The organism is Protaetiibacter sp. SSC-01, assembly GCF_014483895.1.
GTDB lineage: Bacteria > Actinomycetota > Actinomycetes > Actinomycetales > Microbacteriaceae > Homoserinibacter.
Map to the genome: position 1 here is coordinate 20,992 of NZ_CP059987.1, position 14,099 is coordinate 35,090.

The following is a 14,099-nucleotide window of genomic DNA, read 5'->3' on the forward strand; positions in this document are numbered from 1 at the left end:
CGACCGGCGAGCGTGCGCACACCCTCGATCACTGCGTCACTCACGCGGTCAGTCTAGCCGCGGCCGCCTGGGCGGAAGATCAGTCGTGAGGAGGAGTTAGTTGACCGTGATGGAAATCTGCGGCGAGGCCTGCGACTGGATGCCGCCAGCGCACCGGGCGATGTAACTGGCCTTGGCGGTTCCGCTCTCGCCGAGCTGGATGTCGATGCTCGTCGCATCGGCTCCCACGCTGTTCGAGCCTCCGACGGCGGACGCGTTCTCGAGCGTGAACGTGTAGCCCTCGAGTGCGAAGCCGGCCGGGCATCCGGTGTAGCTCGCGAAGCTGAGGGTGATGGGGTCGCCGGGGTCGCCGCTCGTGGACGACGGGCTCGGCGCGCTCGGGGAGCTCGGCGGCGGGAAGGCGCCGTAGACGGTCAGCGTGATCGTCTGCCCCTTGCGCACGTTGCCGCTCGGCGTGATGCTCTGCACCGTGTCGACCTGGCCGGGCGACGGGGCCGGGGCGCCGGTCTCCTGGCGGATCTCGAACTGGCCGCCCGTGGCATCCAGCATCGCGACGGCCTCGCCGACCGGCAGGCCGATGTAGTCGTCGCGGTTGATGAGCACGGTGTCGCTCGTGGGCGTCGCGCTCGGCTCCTCGCTCGGCGGCGTGCTGACGGGGGTCGACGGCGGGGCGCTCGGGTCGTCGCCGCCGCCGCGCGGCTGCACGGCGATGACGATGATGATCGCGATGAGCGCGACCGCGAGGAGCGACACGATCGCGATGAGCGGCCACATCCAGGGGCTGCGGCGGCGCTCGGCGGTCGACGTGACCGGGGTGGTGCCGGTTCCGGCGGTCGGGAGCACGCGCGTCGCGGCGCCCGTCGCGGAGTCGACGGCGACGGCGCCCGTCGCGACGCCGGGCACGGCGGCCGCGGCACCCGCGATGTCTCCGCGGCGGAGCGCCTGGGCGGCGCGCGCGAGGTGCGCGGCCGTCGCCGGACGGTCCTCCGGGCGCTTCGCGATCGAGGAGTAGACGAGGTTGCGCACGGGCTCGGACACCGTGACCGGCAGGTCGGGCGGCGTCTCGTTGATCTGCGCCATGGCGATCGCCACCTGCGACTCGCCCGTGAACGGGCGACGGCCGGCGAGGGCCTCGTAGGCGACGATGCCGAGCGAGTAGATGTCGGTCGACGGCGATGCGGGGTGACCGCTCGCCTGCTCGGGCGACAGGTACTGCACGGTGCCCATGACCTGACCGGTGGCCGTGAGCGGCACCTGGTCGGCGATGCGCGCGATGCCGAAGTCGGTGATCTTGACGCGCCCGTCGGGCGTGATGAGCAGGTTGCCGGGCTTGATGTCGCGGTGCACGAGACCCGCCGAGTGCGCGGCCTGGAGAGCGGATGCCGTCTGGGCCACGATGTCGAGCACGCGGTCGGTCGACAGCACCTTCTCGCGCTCGAGCACGGTCGAGAGCGCCTCGCCGGGGACGAGCTCCATGACGAGGTACGCCGATCCGTCCTCCTCGCCGTAGTCGAAGACGTTGGCGATGCCCTCGTGGTTGACGAGGGCCGCGTGCCTCGCCTCGGCGCGGAAGCGCTCGAGGAACCCGGGGTCGCCGAGGTACTCGTCCTTGAGGATCTTGATCGCGACGGTGCGCCCGATCACGAGATCGGTCGCCTGCCACACCTCGCCCATGCCGCCGATCGCGATCCGGCTCGACAGCTGGTATCGCCCCCCGAAGGTGAGCCCGCTCGTCGGTCTCATCTGTTCAGCACCGCCTCTATGACCTTCTTCGCGACCGGAGCCGCGATCGTGTTCCCGAAACCGGATTGGCCTCTGCCTCCACCGTTCTCGATCACCACAGCGACGGCGACCTGGGGGTCGTCTGCCGGGGCGAATCCGGTGAACCAGAGGGTGTGCGGCTGGTTCGCGCCGTTCTGTGCTGTGCCCGTCTTGCCCGCGACGTCGACACCACTGATTCTGGCATTGCTCGCCGCGCCGCTGGCCACATTCGCGACCATCATCTGAGTCAAGCTCGCGGCCACGCTCGAGCTCACCGAGCGGCCGTACGCCTCGGGCGCGAACTCCTGCAGCGTCGACAGGTCGGCGGCGCTCACGCGCTCCACGAGGTTCGGCCGCATGAGCTCGCCGTCGTTCGCGATCGCCGCAGAGACCATCGCCATCTGCAGCGGGGTCACGCGGTCGTTGCCCTGGCCGAACGACTGCAGCATGAGCTGCGCCTCGCTCTCCGGCTCGGGGAAGACGCTCGGGGTGACCTTCATGGGCACCGCGAACGAGTCCTCGAAGCCGAAGCGGCGAGCCTGGTCGGAGATCGCCTCGTAGCCGAGCTGGGCGCCGAGCTGCGCGAACGGGATGTTGCACGACATCCGCAGGGCGTCGGCGATGCTCACCGTCTCGCCGCCGCCGCACGCACCGCCCTCGGAGTTGGTGATCGTCGTCGAGGTGCCGGGGAGCGTGAAGCTCGGCGGGTTGGGGATCTGCGTGTCGGGGGTGAGGCCTCCCGCGAGGGCCGCGGCGCTCACGACGACCTTGAACGTCGAGCCCGGCGGGTTGAGGGCGCCGCCGATCGTGCGGTTGACGAGCGGGTCGCCCTCGGCCGCGAGCAGCTGCTCGTAGGCGGCGATGACGCCCGCCTGGTCGTGGCCCGCGAGCAGGTTCGGGTCGAACGACGGCTTCGACACCATCGCGAGGATGCGGCCCGTCGACGGGTCGATCGCGACGACGGCGCCCTGCAGGTCGCCGAGCGCGTCCCACGCCGCCTGCTGCACGACGGGGTCGATCGTCGTGAGCACGGACGCTCCGCGCGGGTTCTTGCCCGTGAGGATCGAGTTGAGGCGGTCGAGGAACTGCTGGTTCGCGCGGCCGCTCAGGTAGTCGTTGAGCGTGCCCTCGAGGCCCGTGTTCTCGCCGTGGATCGTGAAGTAGCCGGTGACCGCCGCGTAGAGCTCGCCCTGCGGGTAGGTGCGCTGGTACTTGTACTCGTCGCCGCTCGGCACCGACTGCGCGATGACGGTGTCGCCCGCGAGGATCGGCCCGCGCTCGACCGAGAAGCTCGCGTAGAGCGTGCGGGTGTTGCGCGAGTCGGCCTGCAGCTGCTCCTGCTGCACGACCTGGATGATCGTCGTCGAGGTGCACAGCGCGAGGAACATCGCGAGGATGAGCACGCTCACGCGGCGGAGCTCCTTGTTCACGAGGCACCTCCCTCGACGATCGCGTGCGGCTGCTGGCGCACCGCATCCGAGAGCCGCAGCAGGAGCGCGACGATGAGCCAGTTGGCGACGAGCGACGAGCCGCCCGCCGCGAGGAACGGCGTCGTGAGGCCCGTGAGCGGGATGATGCGCGTCACGCCGCCGATGACGATGAACACCTGCAGCGCGACGACGAACGACAGGCCGACCGCGAGCAGGCGGCCGAAGTCGTCCTGGCCGGCGACGCCGATGCGGAAGCCGCGTGCGACGAAGATGAGGTAGAGCGCGAGGATCGCGAAGAGGCCGATGAGGCCGAGCTCCTCGCCGAGGCTCGCGATGATGTAGTCGCTCTCGGCGAGCGGCACGAGGTCGGGGCGGCCCTGGCCGAGCCCGGTGCCGACGAGGCCGCCATCCGCGAGCCCGAAGATGCCCTGCACGAGCTGGAAGCTGCCGCCCTCGCGCTCGTAGATCTCAGGGTTGAACGCGTCGAGCCAGTTCGCGAAGCGGCCCTGCACGTAGGGCAGGATGCGCGTGGCCGCCCAGCCGCCCGCGGCGAAGAGCGCGAGGCCGATGAAGATCCAGCTGCCGCGGCCCGTCGCGACGTAGAGCATCACGAGGAAGAGGCCGAAGTAGAGAAGCGCGGTGCCGAGGTCGCGCTGAATCACGATGACGCCCATCGACAGGATCCAGACCACGAGGATCGGCCCGAGGTCGCGCGCTCGCGGCAGGCGCAGCCCGAGGATCGAGCGGCCCACCATGGAGAGGGAGTCGCGCGCCGTCACGAGGTAACCCGCGAAGAAGACCGCGAGCAAGATCTTCGCGAACTCGCCCGGCTGGAACGAGAAGAACCCGATGCGCACCCAGACGTCGGCGTTCGCGCCCGTGTCGCCGATGCCCGGCACCGCCGGCAGCAGGAGCAGCAGGATGCCGATGAACATCGCGAGGTAGCGGTAGCGCTGCAGCACGCGGTGGTTGCGCATCAGCACGAGCCCCGCGATCGCCACGGAGATCGCGATGGCCGCCCACACCGCCTGCCGCACGGCGAACGCCGCCCACCCCTCGTAGCCCTCGGCGATGTCGAGGCGGTGGATCATCGCGATGCCGAGGCCCGTGAGCGCCGTCGCGATCGGCACGACGAACGGGTCGCCCTCGGGCGCGACGAGGCGCTCCGCGATGTGCAGCACGAGCACGAGGCCCGCGGGGAGCGCCGCGAGGGCGAACATCTCCGCGTCGATCTCGCCCACCGCGCCGAGGTCGACGAGCGCGAGGGCCGCCGCGGCGACGCCGAGCGCGACGACGATGAGCAGCAGCTCGAGGTTGCGCAGGCGCGCGGGTGTGCGCATCCGGATGCGGATGGTCGAGGTGAGGGGACCGGTCGCGGTCGTCGGGGCGCTCACGTCAGTCCCCCGCCGCCGCAGAGAGCCGGTCGACGATCTCGTGCGCGTCGCGCAGGCTGTCGGCGCTGATGGTCGCCTCGACGGCCTGCTGCTGGTACAGGGGGAGGTCGTCGACGGAGATCGCGGTGGTCTGGTAGACGCTCGAGAGCGAGATCGGCCCGATCGACTGCTGCACGCCCTGGAAGATCGCGACGTTGCCGTCGCTCACGCCCACGAAGTAGTGCATCTGCGTCCAGCGGTAGCCGAGCCAGCCGGCGAGCACGATCGCGGCGGCCGCGAGGCCCACGCCGACGCCCCACAGGATGCGGCGGCGGATCGCGCGGCGGCGGTCCTCCTCGATGAGCTCGTCGAGGTAGCTCTCGCTCTCGGGCTCGAAGTGGGCGTCCTCGGGCGGCACCGCCTTGAGCGGGTGCAGCAGGAGGGTGGGGAGGCGGATGGGCCGCCGCACCTCCTCCTCCTGGCCGAAGGTGAGCGGATGCGCCGCAGAGCCGACGAAGACCGGGTTCGCCCCGGACGCGCCGTCGGAGTCGTCGATGTCGATGAGGAGCACCGTGACGTTGTCGGGGGCGCCGTGGTCGAGGCTCTCCTTCACGAGCCGGTCGGCCGCGCCCTGCGCCGTGCGGATGGTGCTGAGCACCTGCACGATCTTCTCCTCCGACACGTAGCCGGAGAGCCCGTCGGAGCACAGCAGCCAGCGGTCGCCCGGCTTGACGTCGAGCACCGCGGTGTCGATCTCGGGCGAGGCGTCGACGTCGCCGAGCACGCGCATGAGCACGGCGCGCCGCGGGTGCACGGCCGCCTCCTCGGGCGTGATGCGCCCCGACTCGACGAGCCGTTGCACGAAGGTGTGGTCGGTCGTGATCTGCGTGAGCTCGCCGGCGCGGAAGCGGTAGACGCGCGAGTCGCCGATGTGGGCCAGGGCGAAGCTGTCGCCCACGCGCGCGATCGCCGACACCGTCGTGCCCATGCCCGTGAGCTCGTTGTGCTCGAAGACCGTCTCGGCGAGCAGGCCGTTCGCGGCGATGAGCGCCTCGTGGAGGGCGCGAACCGCATCCTCGGGGCTCGCGTACTGCTGGTCGGCCTCCGCGATGCGCTGCGCGGCGATGTGGCTCGCGACGTCACCGCCCGCGTGGCCGCCCATGCCGTCGGCCACCACGAACAGGTGCCGGCCGAGGTAGCCGGAGTCCTGGTTGCTCGCGCGGATCTTGCCGACGTGGGAGACCGCCGCGCTCGTGGGGATGGTCGCCACCGCTCAGCGCCTCAGCTCGAAGCTCGTCGTGCCGATCGTGACGGTCGAGCCGACGGGCACGGGGGTCGGCAGCGTCACGCGCGTGCCGTCGAGGAACGTGCCGTTCGTCGAGTCGAGGTCTTGGATGACCCACTCGTCGTTCCACAGCATGAGGCGGGCGTGGTGGGTGGAGGTGTAGTCGTCGCGGATGACGAGGCCCGACTCGCTAGAACGGCCGATCGTGAGCTGCTCGGTGGGCAGGTCGATCTCCATGCCCTCCTTCGGGCCGGAGGTGATGACGAGTCGGCGGGGGGTGTCGCCGCTCGCGTGCGGCTGGGCGCGCGGCACCGGCTCGGCGACGGCGACGGGCACGGCCGCCGCTGCGGGTGCCGGGGCCGGGGTCGCCGGGGTCGTCGGGAGCGGGGATGCCGGGAAGGGGTCGGCGGGAGCGGGCGCGGGCGTGGGCAGCTTGCGCGCGCGGTTGCCGAAGAGGTCGGAGCGCAGCGCGTAGACCACCATGAAGACGAACGCCCACATGAGGATGAGGAACCCGAGCCGCAGCACGAGCAGGGTCAGTTCGCTCACCGGGCTCCCCCATCCGGCCGGGCGAGTTCGGCGGCCTGCGCGAGCACGCGGAACACGATGCGGGTGCGGCCGATCTCGATGACCGAGTCGGGCTCGATCACGGCCTTCGTGACCGGCTGACCGTTGAGCTTCGAGCCGTTCGTCGAGCCGAGGTCGGTGACCTGGCCCCGGGTGCCGTCCCACGCGATCTCGATGTGCCGGCGCGAGGTGCCCGTGTCCGCGAGCGTGATGTCGGCATCCGATCCCCGCCCGATGACGGTGCGACCGCGCTTGAGGGGGTAGCGCTTGCCGTCGATGTCGAGCACGGGCGTCCAGTTGACCTCGCCCTTGACGTTCTCGGAGTCGATGCGCACGATGCCCGCCGAGAGCTTCGGGTCGGACTGCAGGCGGATGTCGATGCCGCCCGCGAAGGTGTAGCGCTGCGCCGTGGCGTGCTGCTGCACGAGGCGCGTGAACTCGTCGATGAGCGCGGGGCCCAGCCCCGTCATCCGCTCGTAGTCGGATGCCGAGAGCCGCACCGTGAACCGGTTGGGCACGAGGATGCGGTCGCGCGACACGACGGCGGCCTTCGTGTCGAGCTCACGGCGCAGGGCGGCGGTGACCTCGAGGGGCTGGAGACCGCTCTTGAAGGTCTTGGCGAACGCGCCGCCCACGACGCGCTCCAAGCCCTTCTCGAATTCGTCGAGAATCCCCAAGGGTCTCCTCTCGGCGGCGCGGGTGCGCCTTCCGGCTCTCTCGGACTCTCCGATGGTAGTCGGCTCGGCCGCCCGAGGGGTCAGCCGCGGGGCCCGGCCGTGTCGTCCGCCCGGCTGATCCGGATGCGCGAACCGGTCGGTGCATCCCCTCGCGCCCCACGGATCGTGCCGGTCGCCGTGCGTGATAGTCTCGCTAGGCTGATCCGCTCGCGCGGGTCTGCGCGCGAGTGGCGGAATTGGCAGACGCGCTGGCTTCAGGTGCCAGTGCCCGTAAGGGCGTGGGGGTTCAAGTCCCCCCTCGCGCACCACATGGTGGTGCGCCGTCGAGGCGCGCGTTCACTCCCCGCCGGAGGCGAGGCGATCGGCCTCCGCGCTGTCGACCTCGTCGGGGTTCGCGTCCGGGTCGAGCTTCTCTTCGCCATCCACCTCGACGACCGTGGGGTCGAGGTCGGCGCCGTCGGTCTCGGGGTCGCCATCGCGGCCGGGGAGGATCGGGGGGACCGGCATCTGGTTGCTGATGTTCGTCATGGCCCCCACGGTAGGAAGCCGTCGCGCGGGAGGCGACGGGCTTGCCAAGCCCGGGCGGGCGCGCTAGCAGGCCTCCCCCCGCGAGACAACCCGCTCGCCGGGATCGGATGCCGGGCGGAGCGTTGAGGCATGTACCGGATCACTGCCATCGTCCTCGCCGCCGTCGCGGGGCTGCTCGCCATCGTCGGCTACTTCGTGGAGGGCGAGCACCTGCTCGGCATCATGAACGTCGACGTCACGCTCGACGTGCTGCGCACCGTGCTCGCGGTCGGGCTGCTCGTCGTGGCGCTCGCGCCTGTGCGCAGCACCGTCGTGCGCGCCGCGCTCTTCGTCTTCGGCGCCCTCTACCTCATCATGGGGCTCTACGCCTTCGCCGATCCCGAGCTCTTCGGGCTGCTGCCGACGCGACTTACGGGCTTCGACATCGCCTTCCACATCGTCGTCGGGCTCGCGACGCTCGTGGTCGCGGCGATGCGGGACCGCGGATGGCGGGCCGACCGCACGACGGCGCCCCGCGCATCCGGCCGCTGACCCATAGTTCCCGTTCCGCGTGTTCGCACCCGTTCGTTCGGGAACAATCACGCGGAACGGGAACTATCGCGCGGGTGCGGGTGCGGGTGCAGGTGCGTGGGCGCGGCGCTCGGCGGTGAGGATGGCGTCGAGCACGCCGGGGGCGCTCTCCGCGAGGTCGTCGGCGCGCAGGCTGCTGAGGATCGCGGTGCCCTCGTAGCGCTGCGAGATGATGCCGGCCTCGCGCAGCACGCGGAAGTGGTGCGTGCGCGTCGAGGCGGAGACGGGGAGCTCGAAGAGCGAGCATCGCTGCTCCTCCGGGCCGTCGGCGAGCTGGCGCACGATCGTGCGGCGCAGCGGGTCGGCGAGGGCCGACAGCACGCCGTCGAGCGTGATCTCGTCTCGCTCGGGGTGCTCGAACGTGCGCATCGGTCCTCCTCGCGACCAGGGTAGGGGAATTCGATGATCCTCGTAATACGTTGATCTTCGTATTACGATCATCGTCGAACTACAACCACCACATCCGGAGTCCCACATGAAGATCCTCCTCACCGGAGCCACGGGCTACATCGGCTCGGCCGTGCTCACCGCCCTCCTCGACCGCAGCCACGAGGTGCTCGCGCCCGTGCGCAGCGCCGGCTCGCTCGAGGCCGTCACGCGTGCCGGCGCGCAGGGCGTCATCGGCGACGTGACCGACGTCGCGTGGCTGAGCGGGCAGCTCGCGCAGGTCGACGGCGCGATCCACGCCGCCGCCCCCGGCGACGGCGCAGCGGAGTTCGACGGCCGCATCGTCGACGCGGTGCTCGCGTCGTTCGCGGGCACCGCCAAGCCCTATGTGCACACGGGCGGCATCTGGTCGTGGGGCGCGGGCGCCGAGCTGCGCGACGACAACGCCCCCAACCCGCCCGCGCTCACCGCGTGGCGACCCGCGGTCGAGGCGCGCGTGCTCGAGAGCGGGCTCACGGCATCCGTGCTCTCCCCGGGCGTCGTCTACGGCCACGATCGCGGGCTCGCCGGGCTCGTGGCACCGGATGCCGACGGTCGCGCCCGGCTGATCGGCGACGGCTCCCAGCACTGGACGACCGTGCACGTCGACGACCTCGCCGAGCTCTACGCGCGAGTGCTCGAGGCCGGTCGCCCGCTCGGACGCCTGCTCGGCGTCTCGGGCGTCAACCCGACCGTGCGCGAGATCGCGGAGGCGTACGCCCCCGCGGAGATCGTCACCGAGACGGCCGATGAGACCCGCGCACGCCTCGGCGAGGCGTTCGCCGACGCCCTCCTGCTCGACCAGCAGGCGGTCGGCGACACGGCGCGCGAGCTCGGCTGGGCGCCCACGCATCCGTCGCTCGTCGAGGAGCTGCGGGCGCGCTGAGCCGCAGGCTCGAGCCGGGGCTCACTCCTCCGTCGGGATGGGCTCCGCCGGCAGCTTGCGCACGCGCGCGCGGCGGCGGCGGCGCTCGGGGATCATCGAGCGCATCTCCTCGAGCTTGCCGAAGCACAGCAGGCGGTCGCCCGCCTCGAGCAGCTGGCCCTTGCGCGGGTTCGGGATGACGCTCGCGCCGCGGTGGAGCGTGAGCACCGTGATGTCGCGCTCCCACAGGCCCGACTCGCCGAGAGTCTTGCCCACGAGCTCGGCGTTGCCGTGCACGAGCAGCTCCGCGACGCCGTAGCCCGTCGAGACCGAGAGGCGCTGACGCACGTCGATCTCGGGGAAGGCCACCTGCTGGGCGACGTAGTCGATGATCGCGCCCGCGACATCCAGCTGCGTCGCCGCCTCGATGCCCTGCAGGCCGGGCGAGGAGTTGACCTCCATGACGAGCGGGCCGTCGGCGCCCTCGAGCATGTCGACGCCAGCGACGCGCAGGCCCATGATCTGGGCCGAGCGCACGGCCGCCTGCGCGTACTCGGGCGAGAGGTCGACGCGCTCGACGCTGCCGCCGCGATGCACGTTCGAGCGGAACTCGTCGCCCTTCGCCGTGCGCCGCATCGCCGCGACGACGCGGTCGCCCACGACGAGCGCGCGGATGTCGCGGCCGCGGCTCTCCGAGACGAAGTGCTGGATGAGCACGTTCTGGTTGGTCGACTGGAGGGTCTCGATGATGGCCTCGGCCGTCTTCACCTCGGGGGCGAGGATGACGCCGATGCCCTGCGTGCCCTCGAGCAGCTTGATGACGACGGGGGCGCCGCCGACCTGCTCGATCGCGGGGCGGACATCCGCTCGGTTGCGCACGAACGCCGTGGCCGGCATGCCGATGTTGTGGCGCGACAGGATCTGGTTGGCCCGCAGCTTGTCGCGCGCGTTCGAGATGCCGTTCGCCGTGTTGGGCGTGTAGACGTCCATCTGCTCGAACTGGCGCACCACGGCGGTGCCGAAGTAGGTGATCGAGGCGCCGATGCGCGGCAGGATCGCGTCGTAGTCGGAGAGGGGGCGCCCGCGGTACTGCAGGTCGGGCTCGTCGCCCGAGAGGTCGATCGCGAACCGCAGCGTGTTGAGCACCTTGACGTCGTGCCCGCGCTGCAGCGCAGCCGCCTTGAGGCGCTGGGTGGAGTACGCCCGGGGGGCGCGCGAGAGGATCGCGAGTTTCATGCGGGGGACGCCTGCCAAGATGGTGCGGTGAGCGAGAGATCCCATTCAAACACCCTCGCGGGGTGGCGGGAGTGGGTGCAGTTGCCGGATGTGGGTGTGCCGTGGATCAAGGCGAAGCTCGACACGGGCGCCCAGACCTCGTCGATCCACGCCTACGACGTCGAGGCCTTCGATCGCGACGGTGAGGCCTGGGTGCGCTTCGGCATCCGTCCGTGGCAGAAGTCGGATGCCGACGAGGTGATCGTGGAGCGTCACGTGGTCGACGTGCGCCGCGTGCGCAGCTCGTCGGGTCACGTCGACGAGCGCTTCGTCGTGTCGCTCCCCCTCGTGCTCGTCGGTCGCCGCGTCGAGGCCGAGGTGACGCTCAGCAACCGCGACTCGATGGGGTTCCGGATGCTCATCGGCCGCGAGGCGCTCAGCCGCGGCTTCGTCGTGGACTCGTCCCGCTCGTTCCTCGGCGACCGTGCGCCCCGACCCATGCGACGTCGCAACCGCGGCGACGAGGACTGACCCTCTCAGCGCTCGAGCGCGAGCCGCACACCGAACCCGGCGATGACCGCGCCCGCGACGCCGTCGATCCAACGGGTCACGACGGGGCGCTGCAGCCAGCGACGGAACGACCGCGCGACGAGCAGGATCGTGCCGAGCCACACCGTGCCGAGCAGCACGTGCACCGCCGCGAGGGCGAGACCCCATGCGAGGGCGGGAGCGTCGCCGGGGATGAACTGCGGCAGCACGGCGACCTAGAACGCACCCACCTTCGGGTTGAGCAGGTTCGTCATCGCACCTTGGCGGAAGCCCGCCCAGAACGAGTCGGCGCGGGAGTCGAGCCGCGGCTCCTCGTGGCGCGCGCCCCGGATGGCCGACCACGACATCCGCAGCCCGATCCATACGAGGTAGAGGGCGCCCGCGAAGCGCAGCACGTCGTAGGCGAGCTGCGATGCGAGCAGCAGCGCGCTCACCCCGACCGCGGCGGCCGCGCCCCACACGAGCACACCCGCCTGGATCCCGCCGACCGCACCCCAGGCTCGGCCCCGTCCCGCGACCGCGGCCGTGCGCAGCACGAGCGCGGTGTCGAGCCCGGGCGTGATCGTCAGCAGGACGACGACCACCCCGAACGACAGCAGCACGGTGAGCGGCGGCAACATGCCGCCAGCCTAGGAGCCGACCGCGCGCTTCACGAGCTGGGCGATGAGCTTCTCGTCGGCCTTCGTGAGGTCGTTCGTGAGGGCGTACGAGGTGGGCCACATCGTGCCCTCGTCGAGCTGCGCGGCGTTGTCGAAGCCGAGCGTCGAGTAGCGGGCCTTGAACTTCTTCGCGTCTTGGAAGTAGACGATGTTCTTGCCGTCCTTGTAGTACGCCGGCATCCCGTACCAGAGGCGCGGAGCGAGCTCGGGCGCGGTCTCGGTGACGATGCGGTGGATGCGCTCGGCGAGCGCCCGGTCCTCGGGGTCCATTGCGGCGATCTTGTCGAGCACCGCCTGCGCGTTCTCCTCCGGGGTGCTCTTCTTCGAGCGCCGCACCTCGGCGGCGTGCTCCTTCATCACGGCGCGCTCCTCCTCGGTGAACGCGCTCGTGTTCTTCTTGGTGGTGTTCTTCTCGGCCATGCGGCCAGGCTAGGAGGGGGCGGCATCCGGTGCTTCTCGAATCCTGATCGGGTTGCGCGACGAAGGGCCGCCGGAGCGGCTGCCCCGACGGCCCTTGCAGCGGATGCGGCTGCCTCAGTCGGCGAGGATGAGGTACAGCGCGCGGCGCGCCTCGTCGAGCTTCTCGACCGCGGCCGCCCGCTGGGCGTCGGTCGCCGCGTGATGGAACTGCCCCACGACGCCCATGAGCTTGCCGACGCTCTGCTGGAACGCGAGCTCCTGCTCGCTGCGCTTCGGGGAGCCGGACTCCCACGCGCGCTTCAGCTCCTCTCCGTGCTCGGAGACGTAGGTGCGGCCCGCCTCGGTGAGCGTGTACTCGGTGCGCCGGCCCTCGCCGGTCGCCTCGATGAGCTCCTCGTCGACGAGCTGCTGCAGGGTCGGGTAGACCGAGCCCGGGCTCGGCCGCCATCCGCCGCCCGTGCGCTCGGCGATCGTCTTGATGACGCTGTAGCCGTTCGACGGGCCCTCGGCGAGCACCGAGAGGATGACGGAGCGGATGTCGCCGCGGCCGGCGCGGCCCTTGCCGCGACCCCAGGGGCCGGGGCCGAATCCGGGGCCGAAGCCCGGACCGGGGCCGAACGGGGGCATGCCGCGCATGGGGGCGTGCACCCCACGCTCGGCGTGCGGCCCGTGGGCGGCGGGGTTGGTGGGGTCGTGGTGGAACATGGCGTGGCGCTCGCGGCGCCGGAAGGCCTTGGGGTTCATGATCGTTCTCCTTTCGCAGACCATGATTGTCGCGAGGTATCGCGACAGGTCAACGATATATCGTTAACTGGCGCAACACAAGACCCCCCTGGAAATCGATCGCGAGCGGGCGTAGCCTGTCCCCCAACCGGGGTACAACCCGGATGGGGTTCCTCGAAGTCGAGGAGGGGGAGATGGTGCCGACAGACGGCGTCGACAGCGACGCCGTCACCACACGGAGTCACTGGCGCGGCGTGCTCATGGGCGCTGCGCTGGCGATGGGTGTCGGCCTCCTCGTGCTCGTCTCGCCGCAACAGGCGCGAGCGGATGACAGCCCCGGCCTCGTGGGAACGCTCGGCTCCGTCGTGGGCCAGGTCACGTCGACCGTCGAATCCGTCGTCACTCCCGCCGTCGAGCCGCTCCCCGAGCTGCGCGAACTGCCCGTCGTCGGCGGGATCGTCGGCGACATCGCCGACAGCCGCCCCGTCTCGACCGTCACGGCGCCCATCGCGGGCATCGTCGACCGCGTGCTCGGGGCCGACGTCGTCGCGCCCGTCGTCGCGCCCGTCGGCGGACTCGTCGACGGCACCCTCGGTGGCCTCGCGGGCGCGCCCGCCGAGCCGGCCGGGCCCCTCGCGCCCACGCCGACCGGCCCGGGCGACGACCGGGGTGCGCTCGCGGCCGAGCCGGCCCCCGCATCCGGCACCGCCGCATCCGTCGCGATGCGCCTCGTCCCCCTCCTCAGCAGCGTCGGCGAACTCGGCATCGCCGTCGCGGCCGGCGCCGAGGGCCCCGACCACGGGCCCGTGAGCATTCCGGGCGGTCTCACGCCCACCTCCGCAGTCACGGCAGGCGGCGCGCCGATCGGCGCAGCAGCGGCCGTGCTCGGCGCCGGCCTTCTCCTCCTGCTCGCTCGGGGACGCCTGCGCCCCGACGACTTCCGGGCGCCACCGTCGCCCGTGTACGCCACCGACACCTCGCCCGACTGACGTCCGACGAGTCCGCCCGCCGCGCATCCGCGGTCGGTGCGGGCACACGCGTCCCGTCGCAT

The 14,099-nt window shown here is 71.6% G+C and carries 15 protein-coding genes, 1 tRNA gene and 1 pseudogene; 5 read left to right on the plus strand and 12 right to left on the minus strand.

The features are described from left to right. Positions 1-96 precede the first annotated feature (96 nt). Genes H4J02_RS00115 through H4J02_RS00140 form a run of 6 tightly spaced genes read right to left on the minus strand, consistent with a single transcriptional unit; the run spans position 97 to position 7,093 of the window. On the minus strand, positions 97-1,743 hold the full coding sequence (locus tag H4J02_RS00115) for a serine/threonine-protein kinase (protein WP_187675134.1): 1,647 nt from the start codon (positions 1,741-1,743) through the stop codon (positions 97-99). After that, entirely contained in the window at positions 1,740-3,191 is a 1,452-nt protein-coding gene (locus H4J02_RS00120) for a penicillin-binding protein 2 (protein ID WP_187675135.1), read from the minus strand. Before H4J02_RS00120 ends, H4J02_RS00115 begins: the two co-directional genes overlap by 4 nt. Next, positions 3,188-4,531, minus strand: coding sequence for an FtsW/RodA/SpoVE family cell cycle protein (locus H4J02_RS00125; RefSeq protein WP_187676351.1), 1,344 nt, complete (start codon positions 4,529-4,531; stop codon positions 3,188-3,190). The genes H4J02_RS00120 and H4J02_RS00125 overlap by 4 nt, the downstream gene beginning before the upstream one ends. 55 nt (positions 4,532-4,586) lie before the next feature. Then, positions 4,587-5,834, minus strand: a complete 1,248-nt coding sequence (locus H4J02_RS00130) for a PP2C family serine/threonine-protein phosphatase (protein ID WP_187675136.1) — start codon at positions 5,832-5,834, stop codon at positions 4,587-4,589. Between the two features lie 3 nt (positions 5,835-5,837). Continuing rightward, positions 5,838-6,398 carry an FHA domain-containing protein gene (locus H4J02_RS00135; protein WP_187675137.1) on the minus strand — a complete coding sequence of 187 codons (561 nt, stop codon included), beginning with the start codon at positions 6,396-6,398 and terminating at the stop codon, positions 5,838-5,840. Beyond that, the gene (locus tag H4J02_RS00140; protein ID WP_187675138.1) at positions 6,395-7,093 is read right to left on the minus strand and encodes a DUF3662 and FHA domain-containing protein; all 699 of its coding nucleotides are present in this window, start codon (positions 7,091-7,093) and stop codon (positions 6,395-6,397) included. Before H4J02_RS00140 ends, H4J02_RS00135 begins: the two co-directional genes overlap by 4 nt. Positions 7,094-7,314: 221 nt before the next feature. Between H4J02_RS00140 and H4J02_RS00145 the strand changes: the two genes are divergently transcribed. Next, positions 7,315-7,401: transfer RNA gene (locus H4J02_RS00145), tRNA-Leu, on the plus strand. Positions 7,402-7,429: 28 nt separating this feature from the next. On the opposite strand, the gene H4J02_RS00150 is transcribed toward H4J02_RS00145, so the two are convergent. Next, positions 7,430-7,621, minus strand: a complete 192-nt coding sequence (locus H4J02_RS00150; RefSeq protein WP_262406143.1) for a hypothetical protein — start codon at positions 7,619-7,621, stop codon at positions 7,430-7,432. A gap of 129 nt (positions 7,622-7,750) precedes the next feature. Between H4J02_RS00150 and H4J02_RS00155 the strand changes: the two genes are divergently transcribed. Continuing rightward, positions 7,751-8,152 (plus strand): hypothetical protein, encoded by a 402-nt coding sequence (locus tag H4J02_RS00155; protein ID WP_187675139.1) that lies wholly within the window; start codon positions 7,751-7,753, stop codon positions 8,150-8,152. Between the two features lie 63 nt (positions 8,153-8,215). Here the strand turns inward: H4J02_RS00155 and H4J02_RS00160 are convergent, their stop codons facing one another. Further along, complete coding sequence (locus tag H4J02_RS00160) at positions 8,216-8,560, minus strand: helix-turn-helix transcriptional regulator (protein WP_187675140.1); 345 nt, start codon at positions 8,558-8,560, stop codon at positions 8,216-8,218. A 106-nt stretch (positions 8,561-8,666) separates the two neighbouring features. On the opposite strand from H4J02_RS00160, the gene H4J02_RS00165 reads away from it, so the two are divergent. Continuing rightward, positions 8,667-9,503 carry an NAD-dependent epimerase/dehydratase family protein gene (locus tag H4J02_RS00165; protein ID WP_187675141.1) on the plus strand — a complete coding sequence of 279 codons (837 nt, stop codon included), beginning with the start codon at positions 8,667-8,669 and terminating at the stop codon, positions 9,501-9,503. A gap of 21 nt (positions 9,504-9,524) precedes the next feature. Here the strand turns inward: H4J02_RS00165 and H4J02_RS00170 are convergent, their stop codons facing one another. Then, entirely contained in the window at positions 9,525-10,718 is a 1,194-nt protein-coding gene (locus H4J02_RS00170; RefSeq protein WP_187675142.1) for a RimK family alpha-L-glutamate ligase, read from the minus strand. A gap of 27 nt (positions 10,719-10,745) precedes the next feature. Between H4J02_RS00170 and H4J02_RS00175 the strand changes: the two genes are divergently transcribed. Beyond that, complete coding sequence (locus H4J02_RS00175; RefSeq protein WP_187675143.1) at positions 10,746-11,228, plus strand: RimK/LysX family protein; 483 nt, start codon at positions 10,746-10,748, stop codon at positions 11,226-11,228. Positions 11,229-11,233: 5 nt separating this feature from the next. On the opposite strand, the pseudogene H4J02_RS13945 reads toward H4J02_RS00175, so the two are convergent. The 3 genes and pseudogenes from H4J02_RS13945 to H4J02_RS00190 form a co-directional block, all read right to left on the minus strand. Then, positions 11,234-11,866: pseudogene (locus tag H4J02_RS13945) on the minus strand (LysE family translocator). 9 nt (positions 11,867-11,875) lie between these two features. Beyond that, positions 11,876-12,325, minus strand: coding sequence for an iron chaperone (locus H4J02_RS00185; RefSeq protein WP_187675144.1), 450 nt, complete (start codon positions 12,323-12,325; stop codon positions 11,876-11,878). Between the two features lie 114 nt (positions 12,326-12,439). Continuing rightward, positions 12,440-13,030, minus strand: coding sequence for a PadR family transcriptional regulator (locus H4J02_RS00190; protein WP_397420166.1), 591 nt, complete (start codon positions 13,028-13,030; stop codon positions 12,440-12,442). A 182-nt stretch (positions 13,031-13,212) separates the two neighbouring features. Here H4J02_RS00190 and H4J02_RS00195 point away from each other — a divergent pair, with 182 nt between their 5' ends. After that, positions 13,213-14,037 carry a hypothetical protein gene (locus tag H4J02_RS00195; protein WP_187675146.1) on the plus strand — a complete coding sequence of 275 codons (825 nt, stop codon included), beginning with the start codon at positions 13,213-13,215 and terminating at the stop codon, positions 14,035-14,037. Positions 14,038-14,099 lie beyond the last annotated feature (62 nt).